The 23,136-nt window shown below is 54.4% G+C and carries 14 protein-coding genes and 2 pseudogenes; 7 read left to right on the forward strand and 9 right to left on the reverse strand.

Annotated elements, in window-relative coordinates; all coding sequences use genetic code 11:
* Window positions 1-152: 152 nt before the first annotated feature.
* Window positions 153-2,225: pseudogene (gene ppk1, locus EXE41_RS16340) on the forward strand (polyphosphate kinase 1); the annotation flags it as partial.
* A gap of 239 nt (window positions 2,226-2,464) precedes the next feature.
* Complete coding sequence (locus EXE41_RS16345) at window positions 2,465-3,136, forward strand: site-specific integrase (protein WP_137691529.1); 672 nt, start codon at window positions 2,465-2,467, stop codon at window positions 3,134-3,136.
* A gap of 77 nt (window positions 3,137-3,213) precedes the next feature.
* Here EXE41_RS16345 and EXE41_RS16350 read toward each other — a convergent pair whose 3' ends face one another.
* The 6 genes and pseudogenes from EXE41_RS16350 to EXE41_RS19410 form a co-directional block, all read right to left on the reverse strand.
* Window positions 3,214-3,903: a hypothetical protein gene (locus tag EXE41_RS16350; protein ID WP_137691530.1), complete on the reverse strand. Its 690-nt coding sequence runs from the start codon at window positions 3,901-3,903 to the stop codon at window positions 3,214-3,216.
* A 124-nt stretch (window positions 3,904-4,027) separates the two neighbouring features.
* On the reverse strand, window positions 4,028-4,261 hold the full coding sequence (locus tag EXE41_RS16355) for a hypothetical protein (protein WP_137691531.1): 234 nt from the start codon (window positions 4,259-4,261) through the stop codon (window positions 4,028-4,030).
* A 354-nt stretch (window positions 4,262-4,615) separates the two neighbouring features.
* Entirely contained in the window at window positions 4,616-5,128 is a 513-nt protein-coding gene (locus EXE41_RS16360) for a hypothetical protein (protein ID WP_137691532.1), read from the reverse strand.
* Between the two features lie 198 nt (window positions 5,129-5,326).
* A complete protein-coding gene (locus EXE41_RS19735) occupies window positions 5,327-5,971 on the reverse strand; it encodes a CAP domain-containing protein (protein WP_241987269.1) in 645 nt (214 codons plus the stop codon).
* A 462-nt stretch (window positions 5,972-6,433) separates the two neighbouring features.
* A pseudogene (locus EXE41_RS19405) lies at window positions 6,434-6,541 on the reverse strand (AN1-type zinc finger domain-containing protein); the annotation flags it as partial.
* A 272-nt stretch (window positions 6,542-6,813) separates the two neighbouring features.
* The gene (locus tag EXE41_RS19410; protein WP_199240896.1) at window positions 6,814-7,983 is read right to left on the reverse strand and encodes a hypothetical protein; all 1,170 of its coding nucleotides are present in this window, start codon (window positions 7,981-7,983) and stop codon (window positions 6,814-6,816) included.
* A 179-nt stretch (window positions 7,984-8,162) separates the two neighbouring features.
* On the opposite strand from EXE41_RS19410, the gene EXE41_RS16375 reads away from it, so the two are divergent.
* The 3 genes from EXE41_RS16375 to EXE41_RS16385 all read left to right on the forward strand — a co-directional run bounded on the left by EXE41_RS16375 (window position 8,163) and on the right by EXE41_RS16385 (window position 12,982).
* Window positions 8,163-8,498, forward strand: coding sequence for a hypothetical protein (locus EXE41_RS16375; RefSeq protein WP_137691534.1), 336 nt, complete (start codon window positions 8,163-8,165; stop codon window positions 8,496-8,498).
* 251 nt (window positions 8,499-8,749) lie between these two features.
* On the forward strand, window positions 8,750-8,941 hold the full coding sequence (locus EXE41_RS16380) for a hypothetical protein (RefSeq protein ID WP_137691535.1): 192 nt from the start codon (window positions 8,750-8,752) through the stop codon (window positions 8,939-8,941).
* Window positions 8,942-9,145: 204 nt separating this feature from the next.
* Window positions 9,146-12,982, forward strand: coding sequence for a helicase-related protein (locus tag EXE41_RS16385; protein ID WP_158294430.1), 3,837 nt, complete (start codon window positions 9,146-9,148; stop codon window positions 12,980-12,982).
* On the opposite strand, the gene EXE41_RS16390 is transcribed toward EXE41_RS16385, so the two are convergent.
* The gene (locus EXE41_RS16390; protein ID WP_137691537.1) at window positions 12,953-16,588 is read right to left on the reverse strand and encodes an Eco57I restriction-modification methylase domain-containing protein; all 3,636 of its coding nucleotides are present in this window, start codon (window positions 16,586-16,588) and stop codon (window positions 12,953-12,955) included. The genes EXE41_RS16385 and EXE41_RS16390 overlap by 30 nt on opposite strands.
* A 610-nt stretch (window positions 16,589-17,198) precedes the next feature.
* Here EXE41_RS16390 and EXE41_RS16395 point away from each other — a divergent pair.
* Window positions 17,199-18,176 carry a hypothetical protein gene (locus tag EXE41_RS16395; RefSeq protein WP_137691538.1) on the forward strand — a complete coding sequence of 326 codons (978 nt, stop codon included), beginning with the start codon at window positions 17,199-17,201 and terminating at the stop codon, window positions 18,174-18,176.
* A 287-nt stretch (window positions 18,177-18,463) separates the two neighbouring features.
* On the opposite strand, the gene EXE41_RS16400 is transcribed toward EXE41_RS16395, so the two are convergent.
* Both EXE41_RS16400 and EXE41_RS16405 read right to left on the reverse strand, forming a co-directional pair.
* Window positions 18,464-18,757, reverse strand: a complete 294-nt coding sequence (locus EXE41_RS16400; protein ID WP_137691539.1) for a hypothetical protein — start codon at window positions 18,755-18,757, stop codon at window positions 18,464-18,466.
* A gap of 139 nt (window positions 18,758-18,896) precedes the next feature.
* Window positions 18,897-19,889 (reverse strand): hypothetical protein, encoded by a 993-nt coding sequence (locus EXE41_RS16405; RefSeq protein ID WP_137691540.1) that lies wholly within the window; start codon window positions 19,887-19,889, stop codon window positions 18,897-18,899.
* A 540-nt stretch (window positions 19,890-20,429) separates the two neighbouring features.
* On the opposite strand from EXE41_RS16405, the gene EXE41_RS16415 reads away from it, so the two are divergent.
* Window positions 20,430-23,136: DUF5817 domain-containing protein (locus EXE41_RS16415; RefSeq protein WP_241987268.1), on the forward strand; the 2,707-nt coding region annotated here is incomplete at its 3' end.

Below are 23,136 nucleotides of genomic sequence, written 5' to 3' on the forward strand. Positions count from 1 at the left end.
GGGATCGTCTCAATGAATGGTTCAAGCACCGCCTCATACCAGATCTTTCGACGCTGAAACGGCAGATTCAACGAGGACTGCCGACGATCACGGAACCGATCATCTGGAACTATCTCTGCCCTTGAGGGCGGTAGAAATTAACGCACGACCGTATCAAACCCGAGCTCGCGGATGTAGGTATCGCGATCCGCGAGTACGACGACCTGAACCGAGAGCAGCGCGACCAGCTACGGACGTACTTCGAGGAGTCCGTTCTCCCCACTCTCACGCCGCTCGCCTTCGATCCCATCCACCCGTTCCCGTTCATCTCGAACCTCTCCCTCTCGCTCGCCGTCCTCTCGACGGAGACGGGTGAGGACACGACGTTCACGCGAATCAAGATACCGTCGAATCAGCCGCGTCTCGTCGACGTCCCGGACACCTCCGAACAGTACGTTCTGATCGAGAAGCTCATCGAGGCCAACCTCGACATGCTTCTCCCCAGTCTCGACATCCTCGACGTCTCGAAGTTCAGAGTGACGCGGAACGCCGAGGTGCGGCGCAACGAAGAGGTCGCCGAGGATCTCGTCGATATCATCGAGGATGTCCTTGAACAGCGGCGGTTCGCGACAGTCGTCCGTCTCGAAGTCGACGCCGATATGTCCGAGGAGTCAGTCTCGATTCTGACGGAGCACCTCGACGTCGACGACCGGGAGGTCTTCTACCGAGAGGGCCCGATCGACTACGAGGACTTCTTCGCTCTCCTCGAGTTGGAGCGACCGGACCTCAAACTCCCGTCCTGGACACCACAGCCACACCCGCGACTACTGCCGAAAACTGGCGACACCCGAAACGAGACGACGATCTTCGACGAAATCCGCGAGGACGACATCCTCGCCCATCACCCCTATCACACCTTCGAGGGCACGGTGCAGCGGTTCCTCGACGCGGCCGCGAATGACCCGGACGTCCTCGCGGTGAAGGCCGCGATCTATCGGACGGCGAGCGACTCGAAGGTGATTCAGAGCCTCATCGACGCTGCGGACAACGGGAAACAGGTGGCAGTGATGGTCGAACTCAAGGCTCGCTTCGACGAGAAAAACAACCTCGAATGGGTGCGTCGTCTCGAAGAGGAGGGCATTCACGTTGCCTACGGAACCGTCGGGCTGAAGACGCACACGAAAACGGCACTCATCGTCCGTCAAGAGGCAGATGGAGTCCAGCTCTACTCACACGTCGGCACCGGCAACTATCACTCCGAGACTGCCAAAGGGTATTCGGATCTGGGACTGCTGACCGCTGATCGCGACGTCGGTCAAGACCTCACGAAGGTCTTCAACTTCTTCACCGGACCGACGCTCGATGAGCGCTTCCGGAAGCTCCTCATCGCACCGGTGACGATGCGTGAGCGCTTCACGGAGATGGTTCGTCGCGAAGCCGATCACGCCCGCGCTGGTCGACGCACGCGAATCATCGTGAAAGTGAACGGCCTTGAGGACCCAACGATGGTCGAAGAACTCTATCGGGCCTCGATGGCCGGCGTCAAAATAGACCTCATCGTCCGCGACATCTGTCGACTCCGGCCCGGCCTCGAGGATGTCAGCGAGAACATCACCGTGCACTCGATTATCGGGCGATTCCTTGAGCACGCCCGTATCTTCTACTTCGAGAACGCCGGCGACCTCGACTGGTACATCGGCTCCGCAGACTGGATGACGCGCAACCTCGACTACCGCGTTGAGGCCGTCACCCCCGTTGAGGAAACGCAACTGCGCAACCAGCTCCGGTTCATTCTGGAGGCCTCACTCACTGACAACCGCCGCCGATGGGTGATGCAGAGCGACGGGAGCTACGAGCGTGTCACACCGGACGACGAGCCAGTACGGGACATCCAGGAGATGCTGATGGCGGCTACAGAGGCCGCCCTCGAACGCGGCTACGGACCGGGTATGGAAGTTGACACGGACCTGATCGAAGAGGATCTTCTCGTTGAGTCGATCCCCGACTAGGGTGTCGAAGGTGACCGTGACTCATCAGCCACCATCGACGATTCCGATGGGGACGGGGGAGATCACTCGGACAGCGGGACTGCGTCGGCTTTCGACAGATACGCTGAGCACTGGTATCATCCCGACAGCGAGACGTACGAATGGACAGTTCGAACGGGAGACGGCGACCGTCGGTACTTTAAGACGCGTGACGGGGCCCGCGCCCGGCTTCGTGCAGAGTACGAGACATCCTCCTAGCCGAAGGGTATCCCCGTCGTTGAGTTACCTAACTTCGATCTTGGTTAGTGATCGATACGCGCGCTCTATTCAGCACGGCGTCGACGAACTATCAGCGACCACGGATTTCAATCACGCCGTCTCTAGATGTGTTAGAATCCGGTATTCGCCTACCGATACGCCCCGATTCGGCCCCAATTCGACCCCTTGCCACCCCAGTCCTACATGGTTTTTTGTAGGCAAAGCTAGTAGAGACTACTATGCGCCTCGACGATTACCCGGAGCGCGAAGATGCGAAGCGTGTCTGGCTCAACCAGACCGAAGCGAACGACGAGGTCGGAGCTCTAATCGATGAGGCACAGTCTCCCCAGCAGGAGATTGCCTTTCGACTCGGCGCGCAGGCCGGTCTCCGGCGCGAGGAAATCGCGAGCGTCACGGCGAACGACTTCACGCACGCTCCTGACGGGTTCCTTCGTGTCTGGAATGACTACGCGAAGCGCGGGAAGTATCGCGAGACACCGATCCCCGAGGAACTCGCAAGCTCGGTACGGACGATCTCCTACGATCACAATCCCAATGAACCGATCGTCGATGTCGAGCCAAACTCGATCTATCGTTGGGTGAAGCGTGCCGCCGAACGAAGGTATGCCGAGACCGGTGACGAGGGATGGACCTTCCTCGATGTCCACGACCTCCGACGTACCTGGGGAGGACATTTACTCTGGGACTGTGGCGTTCTCCCGGCCGTCGTAATGAGTTGGGGCGGCTGGGAAGACTGGCCTACCTTCCGCGACAGCTACCTCGGCGAAATGAGTCCGGCAGCTGCCGAGAGAGAGCGCGAGAAGATCACGTACGTCTCTGGCAGGCGTGAACAGGAACCCGACTTGGGTCCGGTGTTCCATCCGACCGTTGAAACATCGTCGCCGTACTAGCGTACAGAGCTTTCTACAGGTCAACTTTTAGTCCTATTCTGGTTGTTCAGCTACCCCCATTCTAGGATTGGTTTAATCTACAGTTTCGACTTTGCCGACTGAACGTTCTTCGAGATCGCCTGTCGCGTTTTGTTTCGATGACTCGCCCAATTGGCTTGGGTTTCGTTCATTACCTCCACCATCCAATAATCCAGAGCCTCGGCAGGAGACAGGCCCTCCTCAATTAGCCATTTGAAATCTTGTTCTGCGTCGCGACCAGGCGCACTGTCAACGACGATTCTCAGAGTTCCACCTTGAGGATAGGTCCACTCTAGGGGTTCGTTGAATCCCTGTTGGAATTCAACCTCCTTCCATAGTCCGTCATCACCATCCCAGACATCGATGGCTACGTATGCGCTCTGGTTATTTCGAACACGATCGCTCGATGGACGTTCAATAGAGAGTCCGAAGAACTTGACGCGGAATTCGTTGTCAAAAGTTCGTATAGTGGCGGCGTCACCCTCACCGAGCTCTATCTCGGTAGTAAATACGGTAGAGTCAGCTGGAGAATCTCCGTCATAACCTGTGAGAAACATCTCTGCCGCACCGCCAATCGGATGTTCAGTATCTCTGGTACACCCACCACCACCATATTTGCTCTTATGCTGCTCCAGAATGCGTACAAATCCCTTATTCAGTTGGCCATGGTTCGAGAATCTGCGATCCCCATCATAGACGTTTGCTTCCTCAAATCTCAGTACTTCCGATTCAAATTGCTTTCCAGCCATGTAAACACATAGTTGCTTAATCAACTTATAGTTGACTTCTATAGGCCCACCCAAAGGCCAATTTCTAGGTCTAATTCCGCTGTCCGGATATTCCCGGTTTCTGTACGCTATGTACAAGCAGAGGTTACGATTGAATTTCTGAGATTCGGTCCTTAGCTGCGATTAGGAACAGTACGAACCCTACAACCGAACCCATCAGAAGCAGGTTCTCAAGTACGAACTCTCCTATTGTATCTAGAAATGGGATTCCAATTACGCTTCCAAAAATAATCAAAGCCACAGATACAATCGCAATAGCTGCTATTCTCCGGATTGCGTCCGGTGTTTTTGGCCCACTGGGGATGTCCAAGTCACTCATATCCCAAGAAATGCTGTCACCTAACAAGAAGTGACCGGCCTGAAAAACGCCGTCTCATTGATTACTTCTCAAACGAACTTCATCCATTCTGATGGCAAATGTTGGCGAGAACTTATTTGTCATTCTTCATTAGTGGGGGCTGATGAGCTCACCACCCGATGAAATGAGGGGAACATGTCCTGACTGTGGAAGCTCCGACGTTTATGAAGACCAGAATATGCGCTTGATGTGTGGTGATTGTGACTATGTGGGTCCTCACGACGGATACCCAGATCAGACTGACCAGAGAACCGAATTCTCAGTTGATGACCTTCGGATCGGTGACGAATAGCCATTGTGGATAAATCAGTGCTCCTAGAACCGTTTACTGTCTGATTCTTCCTGCTGTTTTTTCAATTCTGCATCCATCATAAGAAGTTCTACAAAGAAGTCCTCAACCACTTGTGGCTCGGGACTTTCTACACTAAAATTAGCAATTGTCGGATCCGTGTCTGACGTTGTTCTCAGGTGTTCTACAGGGACTTCGTAGTTATCTAAAATTGCCTGTGGTCCCTCGTAATCCCAATAATCTCCGGGTATTGGCTGTATCTTGTACTGAATTACGACGGTCGTCTCACCTGATACCCTGCCTGTTAGAAATTTTACTTTTCGATACCAAAACCCAGACTTTTCGTGAAATCTCACCGTGTCTATTTTTATCCCCCACCGATCACCAATGTGCGTTACCCCTTCGAGCCTCGACTTCAGGTAGGACTCACGTTCTCTTTGAGATTCGATACCGTTGATTCTTGACTGATAGGCGATGAAGGCGCTCAGAACAGCGGATACGAGAACGAAGTACTCCGCGGGAATTGGAGGAAGGTTCATTTACAGACGATATGCCACCAAATTAATAATTTGGTCGATGGAGAGTCTGCCAGTTACTTACTCAGTCGTCTCCAACTGCTTCCTGCTCAGTGAACGTCTGGAGTGACGGTTCGTCTCCGACGGGCAACTGCTTCGTCAGCGCCTTCGCGATCATCACTAGCTCAATCCCCCAGTTGGGCGAGATAGGTGTCTGATGAATCACGCACAGAACAGCTGCGTGGCGTAGACTTTGTCGTCGTCGGTGAGTTCGATCCCAACACCAGATTCGGACCACTCCTTTCGGAGGAGATTCTCACGGTGTGGTGGTGAGTTCATCCACTGTGTCACGAGTGATTCAGCCAGTTCCTCTTCATCGTCAATGTATCTCTCACCCTCTTCGGTATCTACTCTGTCTTGATACCATGTTTGTGCAACGTTTTCCCCGCCAGCATCGCAGCGTGCCATGCTAAGTCGTTCTTCCGTGGTTGAGCCGGGGAGATTGTGAGCTAACTCATCGTGACCGACCATATCTTCGCTGTGTAATTGGGCCTGCTCTTGAAGAGTTGCTGACAACGAGAGGCTGGTTAATCCACGATCTGCTCGTCGCTCGTTGACACCTTCTCGTACAAGCCTCTCGACTTGTTGTTCATCTATCTCTGCGGGATTGGTTGTATTTGCGGCCGCGTCAGTTAGCGGCGAAGCAAGTTCCCCTGGCGAGGTGTCGACCGGTCCAATCCCCACCTGCCCAGCGAGAATTACGACAATGGCGAGCAACAGGACAATCTTCGTTAGATTCCAGAGACTCGTTGTTGGATACCGAAACACCGCTTTCGCCGTGCCGGTTATTCTCGAAGCTATCGCCATTGGAGAACCAATTAAAAGATGAAATATGCCTCTCGATCCAGTTGAGTTGGCACTTTCGACTTCTGACCCCTGAGTTGGTGCTGAAGTGTTACGAACCACCGATCCATCCGGTGCGACATCAGGCGAGTTGCCTGTCCCAGACACGGTATTCGAGTCATCGCTTGCGTTCTCCTCTGTCGGCGGATCGAAGCAGTCCGCTCGGTGGTCGCCAAGGTGCTCACCGCAGAACACCTTCTCGCAGTACGGGCACCCCGCAGCCTCATGCTCACGGAGTTGCGTCCCACACGTTTCACATTCGGCTGTCAGCTCCGCGGGTTCGTCAGCAGGGTGTGTCGTGGTGCGCTCCTCTATGTCTGACTCCTCGACGTTGGATAACTGAAACTCGTCTTTAAACCAAGGTCCGCCGTCTTCGTCCGCCTCGCGTTTTAGCGCCCGTTCTGCCTGTTCAAGCTTGAGTTGGTGACAGTCATGCGCTTCAGGGAGCCGATGCTCTGTACAAAAGTTACGGTCGCATCGCTTACACGTGTACGGGAGGCTGGCGAGATCGCGACCGCAGTGGTCGCACTCCATGAACTTTGTATATATTGGATGATGTATAATTTTGTTCCCCAGTCAAAACATGCTACTGACAACTGTTGAGTTAGCTTTGCTGATTGCCCTGTTTGCCCTCTCAATACTTGCGGGCGTCGTTGAACTGCCGCCGAATGGCTTGGTGGATTTTTGGCACTCAGCGATATATCTCGGCATAGGTGGAGCCATCTTTAGCCATGTTCTCGTGTTCGGCGAGATAATTTATACGAGAGGGGGTTGACACGATAACGCGAATACCACTTCCTTCTCAATTACAGGATGTCATCGGTAGTCTCTGCTTGTCTGAGGCGCCCCAACTCTGTATAGCGGAGTGAATACGGAACCCGGCTCTCAAACGGGATCGGATCTGTGAGTTCGTAGAGCGTCCCCGGTTCGAATACGACAACCTTCTGATTCGCGTCGAACTCTGCCTGCTCCCCAGCATATGACTCAAGCGTTCTTGCGAGGGTGGCCTCATTTGCTGGCACTATCTCGTTAACTCGAGCCACGTACCGAACCTCTTGAATGTCATCAGAAACGTACATCGCGACATATTCTGGGTTCTGATTGATCCCTACAAACCCCCATGCGTTGTTTTCTTTGAGGAATTGTACACCCGATGTTTGGGAGGGAAATACTGCAACAGTCGCATCATCTGGACCTGTGAGCTCTTGACGCGATAGCGTTCCTTGTACTGCATTTGCCCCGGTTTGTGGGCCATCCCAGCTGACGCTGCTATCGAGAGTGTCTGACTGAGTGGTCGTCACCTTATCGTCTACCAGGTCCTCGTGATCGCGGAACTCGATCACATCTTGGATGAGTCCAACGAGCTGACCAACATCTACTGCGTTGATCGGGAGAAGGATGTCCACGACTTGATCATGACGGAGCCCGGATTCAGTTTGTATCCCAAGCAGATCCAACAGACGCTGCGCAGTAATAGCGCGCATACGATCCCTGTACTTTGAGCCGAGAATGGTCTGGGAAACTGTTTCAACGTCACCGTCACCCACTACATAGAGTCCATATATCTGCTCGCGGTCTAACCCTTCTTGATCCACTAATTCACCCATGTATTCACCAGCCTGCTCAGGTCCAATAGAGAAGGCAGTCGATTTCTTTGTCTCAACGACTAGATGCGTGTCTTCCTTGGTGGCTGTTGAGACCCAGTGGCCGTCATATCCAATCGTGTCGCTCACCCCTTGGTAAATACCGTACTCAACCTCGAAACCAAGCCGTCGTCCAATATTGTTTACGAGATCTTGGAGAGCTCTATTATGATATGATTCGGTCCCCTCAATCGCTTCTTGTAGATACAACTCAATCTCCTCGGTCGTCGTCTGTTCGTCTTCGATTATTTCTCGGAACTGTTGACTTGCTCTTGAGTCATCGGTCCACTCTCCGGCTAGACTCACGATCCGCTCAAGTGTGAGCTCAACCATGTTCTGTACTAGTTCTTCGACTGATCGTTTATTACTACTTGTTAGATCCGAATCGACGATTCCAGCCGTGGAAAGAAGAGAGATAGTAGCTAGTAGCATCTACTAATACAGTGTCAGAGCTGTCTCTATACCTTATGTGACACTAATATCTCTAGAGCCGCTCAGTAATGTATAAGGCAATGAGCCAGCCAGAACCACCGGCGTCACTCCCGAGATATCTCGCAGAGGGCATCCCGAAGCAGAACGTGGAGACCCTCCACGATGTCCGCGAGTATGTTGACGCCCTGATCGAGTACCGGGAGGAACCAGTCGACGCCGACGAACTACCGGACGCCGTCGAGCCTGTCGACCGCGACGATGACGAGATGGGTACTATCGTGAAAGAGAAGGTGAAGTGCGGGGACGAGACCTACAACTGCGCCAGTGAGAATCTCAGCGATATGTACGGCCCGTATCTGTACCGGTACTACCGCGAGGGTGGCAAGTTGACCTCGGAGTACCTCGGGAAGCCATGAAAACATTATGTAACACATGACGCATATTGTCGGCAAAAAGTGCATAAGGAGCTCTGTTGAAATCCTCTTCTTCAGATAGGTTCTTGCTTGAAATTGCTGTCGTTGAAGCGTGCGAATCAACGATTAGGCACTACAGGGTCTGAGAGGTAGTGACAGGCCCTGTATTCGTTCGTTCTACTCTCGCTCTTCCCGACCACACACTGAGCTGAGTTTTTAATGTAGCCACCGATAGATCAAGTGAGGTGGATAATATGGGCGCAGACTCCGAAGTAGACATGACGTCGGTATATGAAAACTGTGCGGGCGACAAGCTATCGTTCGCCCAAATCGCATTTGCGTCCGTTAAGGACCCAAGCGTCGAAGTTGAGAGGGTTGATGACGGCGACGGCTATCTGTTCAACGGCGAACTATACACAGCACTCAACCGATCGGACGCCGAATAAGAGAGGCTCCTACTGAACTCAGCAAAACAGTACTCTCTACAAATTGATAGAGCGCTTCGTGGTTGTCTGTTAGCACTTCTTCTCGTGGTTTAGTCCTGATCTATGTTTTCGGGCTGTTACGACGTTATTGTATTAGTTCAACTACGAGGAAATCCTCTGACATACGCCAACAGGTTCTTTTATTATACGAATGACTCTATGACAATGGCAGATCCTTCCCGGTTCCCTAACTTCATCGATAACTCTGAGGAGGATCTTCGATCGGTATTCGGTGAGCAACTACAGCAGAGTGGCACAGCACGGATTGCGACAGGGTATTTTAGACTCTCTGGCTTTGCCCCACTTACAGAGGAACTAGCGACCTTCCAACAGACAGGTGATGACAAGGCAGCCCCTGTTCAGATTCTTATGGGTCGGGAGACGAACCGTGAAACCGCTGACGAGATTGAGTCTGGGCAGTCTCTCCGAGAGCGGTTGCTTGAACGATTTGACGCCGAGATAAGCGAGATGGAGGGGAATGAGACACAAATTAGGGACATAGACCGACTCCGAAATCATATCGCCACTGGCCGCGTGGCGCTAAGAGTACGTGATCCGGATGACGGATACTTCCATGCAAAGGGTGGGAGTTTCCGCGAGGGTGACAGAGATGACAATACTTCTGATCCAAGCGAAGACCCTCGTCCAGCAACGGCTGTCATCGGCACCTCGAACTTTACACAGAGCGGGCACGTCAATAATGTCGAATTGAATCTTGTCACTGATGACCAGCAGGTGGCCGAGATGTACGAGTCATGGTTTGACTCGCAGTGGTCAATGGGCACCGAGGCGACTGAGGACGTACTAAAGATTATTGAGGGTAACGACATCTACGCTGAGTGGAAAAAGAAGGAGGAAGACGACCAACCTGACGTTGATCTTGGCTCCGAGATCCCGCCGTTTGAGATGTTCAAAATCCTCGCCTACGACGAACTTGACGGCCGAGTGGAATTGCGAGAGACACCACTCTTCGAATTCCAACTTACTGGCTACGAGCTAGCTCGTAAGCGGCTGAACAAATACGGCGGGTGTATCCTGTCGGACTCAGTGGGGCTGGGGAAATCGTACATTGGGTCAGAGTTGCTCCGCGACTACCGACAGAAGGGGAAGCGCTGTCTGCTGATCGTCCCGGCGAACATCCAAGACCAGTGGGCCTCGCTACTGGAAGAGGAGGTGGGGCCAGACGGCGAACCACTGTTCGGCCTCACTGTAGATGGCACCCATATCAAGATCATGTCAATCTCGAAGTTCCAGAACCTCACCTACCACGAGGCCAATCAACTGTCCGAGGACTTCGATGTGGTGTTAGTGGACGAAGGACATCGATTCCGGAACCACGGGAAGTGGAAGAGTCATCCGCCAGAAGACCCCGACGAAGATTACGTTGACCCACGGCGGCACGCGAACCTCAGGCTCTTCCACGAGAACGATATGATCATCCTGTCGGCCACGCCGGTCAATAACAGTGCGGAAGACCTCAAGAACCTGATCAATCTGTTCACCAGCGCAGAGGAGCTAATCAACAAGGGTGGCGTCCAGCTGTCCGTACTGGACGACTATCAGGAAAAGGCCGAGCAGCGTAAGGAGTTGCTCTCCGCTGACGCCAACAATACACCCGAAGTCCAGCAACTTACCCGCCAACTACGCGATCTATCCGAGGGAGATATAAACGACCTACTAGAGGAGGTGCTCGTCCAGCGGAATCGGAATGACATCGAAGACCAGATCAGCGAGTCTGAAGCAGAGGCATTTGATTTCGACTTCACGCCGCCGACGGTCCATCCCGAGGAGTACGACCTGCCACAGTCGTACCAGCCGGTGTATGACCGCCTGCCAGACGTGATCAACGCGCTCCACCTCCCACATATTACTATCGCCAACGAGCAGTCTGGGGGCGCTCTGAAGGGGCTGTACAAACTCAGTCTGTTCAAGCGGCTAGAGTCTTCGACAGCGGCCTTTGTGGATTCAGTAGAAACCATCTACGACAGCGAGCGGTCGTTGTTCAACGCTATCCAAGGCGCCGACGACTCGATTTCTATCGCGGCCTACGCCGACGAACTGATCGAAGATAGCGAGGCGGCAACCGAGATGGTCCACCGGACCCTCGAAGAGTTCGGTATCGACGCTGAAGCAGCAGCCTCAGACGCGGCTACACTTACTGATGGTGGGGCCGTGGGTGATGATGACGATATGCCCAAGTGGGCTGCTGATCTGGCTGACGTAACTGTTGGCGAGGTGAAGATGTATATCCGAGAGGACCTCGCACTCTTAGCCAACTTCCTTGCGCTGTTCATCCGTGACATCATCGCTGACGAAAACGCACGGAGCGAAGTATCGGACGGGTGGGCACACCTGCGCGGGTGGCTGTCTGACCGAGGCGCGCAACGAATTCCACCAGCAGAAGAGCGTGACGTAGGTGCGATGGTTGGCCGTATCTACCCGCAGGCAGATCTAGAGGGGATCGGTGAGGCGAGCGAGCGCTTCTACGAGGCAGTGTTCTGGGCAGAATCGTTCCGCGATCCCAAACTGACCCGAATCGCAGACCTACTCAACGGCTATGCAGGTGACGAGAAGGTGCTCATCTTCACCGAGTTCCAGACGACTGCTGAGTATCTTCACGATGCCCTTACCGACCCAGATAGTGCTGCCCCGCTCACGGACAGAAACAGTGCTGTCGTCACGGGAAACAGCAGCAACAAGCGCAAGACCGTCAAGCGACTCGCTCCAGAAGCGAACAACTATATCGAGGCGATCGATGAAGAACGAGACTCTGAGATCAACTTCGTGGTGGCGACGGACACGCTCAGCGAGGGCGTTAACGCACAGGATGTGAACGTCGTCATCAACTACGACCTGCCGTGGAACCCAACACGAATTGTCCAGCGGGTGGGGCGGGTTGATCGGATCGGGTCCGATGAAGAGAAAGACGTTCACAATTTCTTTCCCGATGGTGATATTGAAGCGGCGATCACGCTGCTGGAGCGGTTGCAAGCAAAGATAGACGACATCGCCTTGCTGGTTGGTAAGGAAAACAACATCCTAGATCCCTCTGAAGACAAGGTACTCAAACAGGTAGGAGCCGATCCGGAGAAAACCATCGGTGAGGCACAGCTTGACGAAGTGCGAGAAGGGGTCGAACAGATTCGGCAAGCTGACACCACTAGTGACTACGACACCCAGAGTCAAATCCCGCTCATCCAGACGAGTGGGGCAACCGAAGAGGAAGCGTTCAACCGCATCCTCCTGCGGGACTATCTCACCAACAGTGAGGAGCTTGGCTTATCATCATCAGACTTCGAGTTCGCTGAGCAGTACCTCACGACCCCACCCGAGGAGCGTGAGCAGCTACACACCGTTGTGGACGGAAGTGACGTGACTCAAGACCGTGGTGTGGTTGCACTTCTTCACCAATGGTACGAGGACAAGGAAGGGCCGCAGTTCGGGCGGGAGGACAGACAAGTGGTCCACACTCTCTTCGGTGAACGGGGCAATGTGTCGAAAGTCGATGACCTGCGGCGGATAGCACCGCCGGATACTGTTGAGAGTGACGCTCTCCCGGAAGATCTCCGAGCGCCGACGGAGCGTATTGAGGATTATCTTGAGACGGTCATCGACGAGATGAGACATTCGGTCCGTCAGGGTGGTGTCACGGGCGGGCGAGAAAATATGCCAGCAGCGCAAGAGACGTTGTGTGAGACATTGGACCGGATCGATGAGGAGTATGACCTATCGGGCGTAGACGATACAGACACACTCGTCGAGCGTGCAAGTCATCTCAGCGAACGTCTCAGAGCGGTTGACCTCACCCGACATAGCACGGAGTATCGTGACCTCACCGACCGGTTCGGTAGTAACTATATTGAATGGTCACCTGAGCGCGTCTGCGACACGATTTCGGCGTATCTTGATGAGACCATCGAAGATAATCCAGACTACCAGACAACGCTCGAAGACCCCGGGAACGCAGCTGCATCAGCTCTCTGCTGGCTGGTCATCAGTTAATTTGCGGTAATTTTCTAACACCATCTCAAAGTAAGCATCGTCCATCACATCGGGATTTTCCACTTGGTGGAAGTCATCAAGAATGAACGCCACCTCCTGTTCATCGATGCCATACGCATGAAAGACAGCTGCGTCAAGTTCTGCTTGTGTTTCTTTCCGCTGCTCAGGGTCATTAATCGGTTCTATCCCTCCGAGTCGCGACCGCATCTCTTCGAATGGGCGACCATAGCAATTGAGCTTGGCTGCCCGCCGCCAGATATACTCAAACCACTCATCATCGGCAGTCAGGCGCGGCATCTGCGATTCCTCCAACTTGTACTGAACGATATGGTTATCGACTTTGCTTCTGATTAGGTAATCAAAGACGGTACTATTGAGCATTCCCAAGAAGACGAACAGTTCCCGATCCGTGAAGGTGCGCTCGTATGCACTATGCATCGGGTACTCAGAGAGATTCTCTTCTGTGGGCCGCGCAACGTATGGCCGAACCGTCATAATCGTGTGAACGCTGATAACATCTTTCGGAAGTACCGAGGCGATTAGTGTACGTTCATTTGCTGCGTTTGAGACGTTGCGGATGCCGATGCGATACTCAGTACAGTCAAGAAGTACATCCTCCTTCGACAACTCTGGCCGGCCGTGTTCTGTCAGAAGATCGTTTACGAACGCCTTCTGAGACCCACTCCCGCCAAACTCTGTATAAATTGCCTTCTTCAGCCCAATGTCCGGATCACGGGACCGGAAATTCTTCATCCGGACTCTGTGTTTTGCGCTCTTGTCTGGCTCGTCTTCGCCAACACCCCAAAATGAGATGGGATCGGTACCTCGATAGTCCCCATTGTGGACGAACTGGTGGATGTTCTTACCTTCATAGATGGGATACTCGCCCATGTTCGAATCTTCGAATAGCCGGTCAGAATCATTCGCCCGGTCTAGTTCCTTCATATACACTTTGGCTTTCCAGACTCCGCCTACCTCCTCGCCAATTGACGGGTGCTGGACGATCTCGCTGAGTGCGCTGATCTGTTCCTGTGAGCGAAGGAATGGGAAGACACGCGACTCTGGTGAATACCTCCTGAGCACATCTGCAGGCACCTCAATGGCCTCTGTGTCGAAGTCGGTGAGTATCGACAGATCGCCAACTCGGAAGCCGCCAGTCACTACATCCGTGCTTCCGCTGTTTTTGAATGTGCAGATTGCGAGACGGTAGCGGTCATCGATATCGCTGAAGATGCCTCTGTTCTGGAACTGCACAAAATGCTCCATCTGTGTCTCCTCCAAGAGATACTCTCTGAGATCTTTCGCAGTCGCCCCGAGGAAGAAGTTCCCGGGCATGATTTGTGTGACATAGGAATCATCTGACGCCAGTTGCGTGACTCGCTCAAAGAACAGAAGTGACAGATCTTGCTCAGTCGAGACAGCGTTCCCGCCCACAGATGGCTCCTGCATCGGGTACTGTTTTGTCGAAGTGTAGAAATCCGACCTAATCTGCATCTTTTCTTTGAAGCGCTCCCACTCAGCTTCTACCTCTGGATCTTCGAGTAGCTCGTCTTGCCTCGCATCCTTCTCTCGGGGGGAGCGAGTGCGGAATTGGGGGTCATATCGCGGGAAGAAGTGTTCCCGATCGACAGTGAGAACATCCCATGGTGGGTTACCGATGATGACGTCAAAACCGCCATCCCGATACACGGTCGGAAACTCAATTATCCAGTGGAACGGCGAGTATTCTCCGAGCCGCTCGTGATCCATATCTTCGATCCCGGCATCATGAAACTGTTCTAGTATCTTTTTGTCGAGATCTGCTGCGTTTTGTTCTCGCCGCTGTTCAGCCTCACGCCGCCACCGTTCTGTCTGTTCCTTGGTGCGTGCTTGACGGTGGTTTTCTGTTGCCTCGATCACGTCCTCGTACTTTTCTCTGACAGCCTCACCAATACCTTCCCCGTAGTTTGCCAGCTTTTGATTGCCGTCAGTGTCTACCTCCAGCAAGTCGGTAAAGCCGATGAGCGAGTTACCCTGCCGGATATTGAAATCGATGTTCGGCAGCGGATCAACTGCCGATGGATCGTCCCCAATATCAGCGACCATCGACAGCCAGAGGCGCAGTTTACATATCTCGACGGCCCCGTCATCGATATCGACCCCGTACAGATTGTTCAGAATGATCTCCCGCTTAGTGTACAGCGTCTTGCTCCCAGCGTCGTTGACGGCATCCAATTCGTCCTTGACCCGATCACTCATCATAAAGGGCTGCTCTTCGTACAGTTGTTCGAAGTACTCGATAGCGTGGAGGTAAATATCCAGCAACACGTCCTCAGCGGCGAGCAGGAATGCCCCGCTCCCGACTGCCGGGTCAAGGACGTGTAATTCTTTGAGTACGTCGAAATACAGCGTCTCCACGTGGTCGGTACTCGCAGCGTCAACGGCCGCCTGCTGTGTGATTGCCCCGCCGTCGACGGCGGCGCTCCCGCTCTCGCCCTGTGCGGGCGTCTCATCGAGACCAAATATAGCGTCGATCTCATCGTAGTCAGCTCCAGTCGCCTCGTTGACGGCATCGAGAATGCGCGGGTGAATTGACTTCCGCGCCATAAACGAGGTGATCTCTTCAGGCGTGTAATACGCGCCTTTTTCTTTCTGGTTAACTGACTGCTCAAATATGTGGCCGAGGACAGAGGGCGAGAGGTTCTTCGGCTCCACTACGTCCAGCCGCTCGTCGACGTTCCAGTTCCAACTGTCCAGAAACTCCAGAATCTCTCGGTAGAGATCGTCACTTTCAGCAGCGTCAGCGCCTAGTCGGGCGTCTTCAAACTCCTGTTCGACGGCAGTCTCGCTGAACAGGCCGCCGTTGAGATAGGGCACGCGGTCGAACTTGCGGCTCTGGAAGCCTTCCTCGGCGAGCGCTTTGAAGAAGAGCGGCTCGTAGAAGTTGGTCTGTACGTCACCATCCGCGGCAAACTCGTCATGCTTGGCGAGCAGGTAATCACCCTCGCCTGCGCCAAGTAGACCCTTTTCTTGGATGAAATGTAGAAATATGAGCCGGTTGAGCGTCACCTGTACATACCGCTGCTTGGCGTCGCCACGGTCGTCATCAATACCTTTGACTTTAGCGACGAGATCAGTACGGATACTCTCGAACTCCTCGTAGAACTCATCGACCACCTGCCGGGTATCGAACAAACTGTTCAGAGAGCTATCGTCGCCATACTCGATGTCATTCAGCTTGTCGAGGGCGCTATAGCGATCGCCGCTGGTGATTTGCTCCTTATTGAATGAGAACTTTTGCCGGTCAAGCCGACCATGTTTATCTCCACCAATGATACGCTTTCGGCGGATAATGCTGAATGTCTGAAAGTCCCGCGTTGAGACGAAGGTGGTCGGGACTGCCGAGGATTGGAATCTATTGTAGTCACTTGGTTCATCACCGGGGGAGGCCTCAATAAGAGCAATATATTTGTCTTCCTCAGTCTCAATGAGTAACTCGTCCTCAAACCCGTTTTTACGGTCAAGACTGGGACGAGGCTTTAGACCACGTTTCTTTAGAGATGTTGCTATGTCATCTATCGTCTCCCAATGTGTAATATCATCAGCAGTGATCTGCGTCTCGCTCATTATTTTCCTCTAAGCATGAGTGGTTGAGAATCTTCAAACATATTCTATTGGTGGATCACAGACAACATTAATAAAACGCAATGGAGAGCGGCCTATCCGTCTTACTCATACGGAGGTGGTATATAATAGATCCCAGCTGGTCGTATCTTGGTTCAGATTCGGTACGGTAGCACAATGTCTACTGATTACAGAGGTTCGATACTTCGTTGATTTCCAGAGGGCGATGTTATGGCGAATTGTGTACCACCCACTCAGTAGGCCTGATTTAGTTCAAGAACCTGGGGTCACGAATTGTCTAGTCGTGATTATTGCGCTAATCCCAGCCACTCGGTAGCACGACGGACCCCGCAACGGACGTTTTTTTTGATTTGGTCACGCGATGTCCGATATCAGTTTCTTATGTAACAGATTGATAACAGTAGGAAGCAAGAGTTACATAAGGTGTTGCGACAATGTTGAGTGGCTACTATACCCGCCCGATCTCGGCAGGCGATTAGCTGTGGGCGGCTTTATTGAAATCCTTTAGAGATGACAAGAGGTGCGTGCTGAATACAAGGCGCGTACCGGTCACCACAAAGAAGAATATACGCCCAACTGAACTCCGACAGAAATGGTTCGTTCCGTCGTGCTGCAGTTTGGCGAAGTCTGGTCGTACATCCTCACAAATCCCGGTTCGACTGCGCAAATAGCCCTTTCAGCCGCGCTCGTGGTGGTCACAGTCGCGTACACGTACTTTACCAAGCGACAAACTGACGAAATGGCAGACACGCGGGAGATGTCGAACCAGCCGGTAGTACGCGGCAGTATCACTAACACGTTTCCGACCAGTCTCGTGGTTCAAGTCACGAACACGGGAAATGCTGCGGCACACGACTTACACGCCACGCTCGATTTTGCCGACACCGACGACGATCCTCAGGAGTTCCGCACGTCGATACTCCAGCCCGAGGAATCGTACGAACTTGGGTTCCCGCTTGATGACGACAAGCCCTTCACCACCAATATACACGGGATTGAGTCGAAACTAGAAGAGCGCGATTCCGAGGGTATCTTACACGTCGATACTGAGTTTGAGAGCCCGTTCGGGACGGAGTACGAGGAACACGAGGAGATCGAGTACTTCGATGTCGTGGAGAATATGAGTCAGATTATTCGCGATAGCAATGAGGACAAAATTGTGTCTGCTGTCGAGGGTATCGAGGACGAGTTGGGGGCGGCGAATACGCATCTAGAGGAGATAGGGAAGACGGACGAGCGGAAAGAGCGGGAACGGCAGAAGCGCAAAGAACAGAGAGAACGAGCCAAGCGCCATCGGAATGTGTTAGAGACGGTACAGGAAGCGTCAAAGATAGAGTTCGGGGAGCTCGTTGAGGAAATTGGGGAGTCGCCAGAGGACGTTACAGAGTCAGTTCGGCTTTTAGATACGTTTGTGTCGGTGCCGGATGACGCTGAGTTACCTAGTGATGAGGAGGAGGTGGTTGAGTGGGCGGGACGAGGCAGTGAGAGTGGTTCGGTGAATCCTGATGAGGAGAGCGAGAGCGATGCGGAAACTGAGACAGAGACAGAGATGGAGCGTGGTCAGGAGTGAGCGAGAGGAGTCGCCTGTGCCGGGCTTTATCCAGCATCAATTCGACCGCGAGACGCTTCTTCTGCTCCTCACTGTAGCACCCCATGAGCAAGTCTACTGACCGGCTGATTCATCCTCCAGATGTGAAACCACTGATAGCCGACTGTTGTATAGAAGCTCTATATTCAGCACGCCGTGTGAGACCCATCACAGATTTTAAACATTCTAGTAGAACTCCTCGAGAGAAGGAAACGGCTCGCTGGTCGCGATTATCGCGCTAATCCGGTCGAACCACCGGGGTGAATCTCTCAATAGTCCCTAGCAGAGTCGAACACGTCGGTGAAATCCTGAAGAATACCTTGTGACGACTTCCCATCAGCACGAGATGGAATTGGATCTTCCCAGCATTCGATCTCGAGTGTTTGTGCATCCGAGATCTGATGCGGGTCAGTTGTCACATTGAGAATTGCCGTGTGATAGATAGCAAGGAGTCGGTGATCATGGACACTCACGTGATCGATGCCAGCCCGATTCAGAACTGCTGGGATATCCGTGCGACCAGAGAGAGATACCGAGACGGTTGGAGAATCCGCGTCACCCATACCATCGGTTCTCACATCAGACGGATAAACTATCTGTGCTGGAGAGCACCGAGGGACTCGCGTTGACCGTTGAGAAACACCCACGTTAGGGGCGACGTCGACCGTAGCGTGTCTTTCCCCGTCAAGTTGCCAGACGGACTCACCGGTCAGCTTTCGAGTGCGTGTGGTACGACTGTCCAGATTTGAATTCGGTCAGTTCCTCGATCCGCGATTCGAGCTCTTCAACTTCGTCACGAAGCTGGTTAGCATCGTCAGCATCGCTCGCCGCAAGTTGGTCTTTCAGCCCTTGGAGCCGCGTCTCCTTGCGGTCTTCGTCCACCTCGGCTTTCCGAACGTACTCGGTTTCTTCAGTCTCGTAGACGTCGCTTTCAGCGACATCAGTCACCTCGAGGGCGTCGTCAACCTTCCCGCGATCAACGCTCACCACCCGGTCGCGGTCGATCCCAGCTGATTCGAGCGTGTCCAGCACCTCCTCGTCATCTTTGAGCGAGCGGTTCGTCCGAGCAGTCCGCTGGACCGAGCCGTACGATCCAGAGACCGGTCGGTCGTGATGGAGTCGGTCTAAGAGCGTGTCGGCGATCTCCTTGCGGAGGTCGTTGGCGTTCCGTTGAACATCCGAGAGCAATGTATACAGGTCGATGAGTGTCCCTGTCTCCACCCCGTCGAGCGCTGTAACCTCGTGGCGTTCCAGCGCGTCGACGAGCAAGAGCGCGTCCGCGTAGACATCGAGATCGGGCTCCGTCCGTTCGTCTGGAGTAGGGTCAGAAGACGGCCCCTCGTCCAGTAACAGTGAGGTGGTTGGCGCTTCGGTCTCGATGATCACACCTCGGTCGTCGTTCACCTCGAATCGTGGATGGAGACTCAATACTGTCGGGTATGGATCCGCATCGGGTGGGAGTCGATCGAGGTCGAACCCATCGGTAGAGTTGGTGACACGCCGATATAGTGTCTCGAACTGGTCTTTTTGAAGCGGTCGTGACTCACCGCTATCCGAGAATCTGATGATGACACGGTGTTCCTGGACGCCAGTTATCTGAAACCGGTCGTTCGAGAGCGGTGTCCGGAGTGTCGCTCCCTCTGGGAGCTCATCTAACCGCTCAAGGAGATTGTGCCAGCTGACCCGAAACGACATATTCGTACTGAGACCGTTGGACGCTAAATGCTTGAGGCTGCTTACAGAACTCACAGTTGTATCCGTGTGCGTGGATGCTGATTGGATGAATTCGGAGGAGGGCTCCCACATTGAACCCAGTATAATTGCCAGTTAGCCGCTTTAGCGGTGTGTAAACCGCCTGAATACGGACACCGGGACAAAATAACAGTAATTGTATGTATGTCTGACGCTCGGCGTGAGTATTAATACGGAGGCCGGCGCACCATCGCAGTATGCACGGCTAGGCGATGTCAATAATGGGGTGAAGTTCCCCTGGTGGCAGCAGGGGCCGCTTGGGAAGGGACAGGATGGCACCTGTCCGAAGGAACTCTCGTATCCTTCATTTCTTCCGAAGTGGTCTTAATGGTTGCGGTGGTGAGAGTCATCTCCGGCTTTCGCCGATAACCCTCTCTGCTGTCTCTGAGACGGCCGATTACCCGATTTCGGCCGTAGCGTCGAGCACGTGCGCGGAGAGCGCACTATGCAGGACCACCCGGCTCATGGAGGTGTGCCAGCGGCGTGAGTCGCTTCGCTGTCGTTGGCTGTTCCAACTGTAGCCAGCACTGGGTCATCGAGGATGCCGTCAGTAGCGGCGCTGCTACCGCTCGTGAGTGCCCCCGGTGTGGGAGTCAGTATTCAGATGGCCAGTTGCGACGTCGAGCGAGAGCCGACACGTGGGAGAATGCTGTTGAGCAACGGGCGGCGCTTCTCGCGAATACTCGTAACGCTAGCGCTGAGTTCGACGAGGTTGGCCGCTACGCCGATCTTGAAGACGAGTGGGACCGCGACCTCGTCGGCCAACCACTCGGCGTACAAGTGCTTACAGGGGCCTTCTCAGACGATCAGCACCTCGACACGGGAGAGCAAGAGACACCCGACAAAACCGAGCACAGTTCTCGTCAGCTTGGAGATCTCCGCTGTGATGAGGACGCGGGTCTCTGGGTGGTCCAGCAGTACCCGGCGGTGTCGTCTGGGACAGTCCGCCTCGACAAAGAGAGCCGACCGGGTGAACTCTGGCGGCGTCTTGTTTCTGTCCTCGAAGCCGATATTGCGCTCGCCGTGCGCGAACTCGTCGGCGGTGTCGCTGATGGGGCCGCCTGGCAGACGCTTGAATCGACTATCGACGATCAGCTGGGGACAGTCGACCGAGAGGCGCTTCCAGACGCAGAGAGCCTGAACGGGTCAATCGTTGCGTCAACGCTGCTGAGCCTGTGTAAAGACGTCGAGTCCGAGCAGCATCAACAGGCGCTCGAACTGCTCGAGAGCTTTGGGAGCTCGGAGTTCGGCCCGCTTGGCATCGGGTTCCCTGGTGAGCTTGCGGATGTTCGCCGGGTTGTGAAGCCGTTGCTCGCAGCCGCAGCCCATACGCCGACGCTCACCGTGCGGATCGATGAGTCATTCCGGGAGATCGGCCACGCCGACCAACGCCGGCAGATGGTCCAACTGCTCAGTTGGCTTGGCCACGGTGTGGACGTCCGGATTGTGTTTGAGTCGTCCATCTGGATGCGGCGCTTCGCTTGGAGTTATGATCCGGAAATCGACGTCGACGAGCTGGATGGGAACGTCCCGGAGGTGGCAGCGTTCGATGTGAGTTCACAATGCGATACAGGCCAGCGCGCTCACGGAACTGTCGACGACCACGTTGCGGCTGCGTGTGAGGCGCTTGAGACGGACGGTGAGGTTGTCGCAACCCTCGCCCGTATTGGCGCGGAAGCCGGCCAGACAGCCGGCTACGAGGCGCTGTATGAGGCTGCTCCGTACGATGACCCCGACCAGTCCCGGAACAACGTCGCGTACCACCTGCGCCAGCTTCGCGAACACGAACTCGTGACGGATCGTATCGCGACCAGCGACGGGAGCAAAGTCGCAATTCGCCCGGCTGGCGTGCGTTTCCTCGACGAAATCGGCCGATCTGGAACGCAGCAGAAACCCCTTCAGAATTTTGTGAGTCGGACCGGAAAATCTGACGACAATTTGGAGTCTAGACCCGCGCACACACGTGAGGGGGGGACCGGCTGGAGCCGCGACCGCCTCCCAGCACTCCACACCATCCAACCGCTCACTCGCTCTACGTATCAGGCCGCCGCCGCGGCGACCCCCGAGAATGGCGTCGCAACTGTCGATGCGGCGGTCTCTCAGTGGGACGATCGAGCGGCTCCTCGGCGCTACATGGACTGGGACAATAATCGACTCGCTGTGGCCGCCGAGGTCGACAATCCGATGCAGTGGGCAGTCTGTACTGCTCGTTCGTTGGGTGACGGGTTTGTCTGGGACAATCTGCTCACTGACGAGCGACTCGACGAGAATGGTGAGTTCCGCCGGCTGCTCCAAGAGGCACCCGATATCCTCCAGAATAGTGCGTGCCTCGGATGGATTGCTGACGAAGACGAACTTGTCGACGATGTCGATGAGTTTGGCGACCGAATACAAGTTGTTCTCGAGGAGATTTGCGAGATGACGCGGGACATGACTCGCGGCGAGTACCGTGACTACAACTCTCGGACGGCGTTTCGGACGAAGATTCTCACTGAGTCACTCGGCGTGATCGGCGTGATGACCCGATTACTGGACTTCGCCGGCGTCGACATCCTCCGAATCGGTCGGATACCCCGGTTCAAGAACGATTTTGCCGACGAGAAGCTCTCAGCTATCGCGAAGTTCGTTGGAATCAACTCGGCGATTGGGTCGAAATACGGGATGGCGTCGGTGTTTCGGCAACTGTTCGAGGACCGTGACGAGGTCCTCCGTTGGTCACTGGATGTCGATGTCAACGCCGCAGAGCCGTTCGGTGAGCTCATCGGCTCGTGGTGTCTGTTTGCTGATTACGGCGACCGCCAGGAAGTGTTCGCTGAGAAGCTTCGATCCAACGTCTCGCCGAAGGACATCCGGGATGACGCCCCCGAGATCGGTGTCCGCGTCCCCGTCCAGACGTCGACGAGTCGGGCCCAGTACCGGGATCTGCTTGACGAAGCTCTCGAGGCGAAGAACCTGCTCACAACTCCAGAGGCGGTATCGGTGCTTCACGGACTGTGTCGGTCACCGCTCGCTATCGCGAACGGCGTCGCCCGTGCCCTGGAGCCGGAAGCCGAGACGCGACACATCCGCTCTGTAGAACTCCGACGCATCATCGCAGCACTGTCCCCAGAGCAGGTACTCCGAGATGCGTCGTCAACGCCGCGAAAGGCCCTTGTGGCACTCGCGGGCGCTGAAGAATTCCTGACGCAGT

The organism is Halorubrum sp. SD690R (genome assembly GCF_005435035.1).
In the GTDB taxonomy this organism is placed as follows: Archaea; Halobacteriota; Halobacteria; order Halobacteriales; family Haloferacaceae; genus Halorubrum; species Halorubrum ezzemoulense.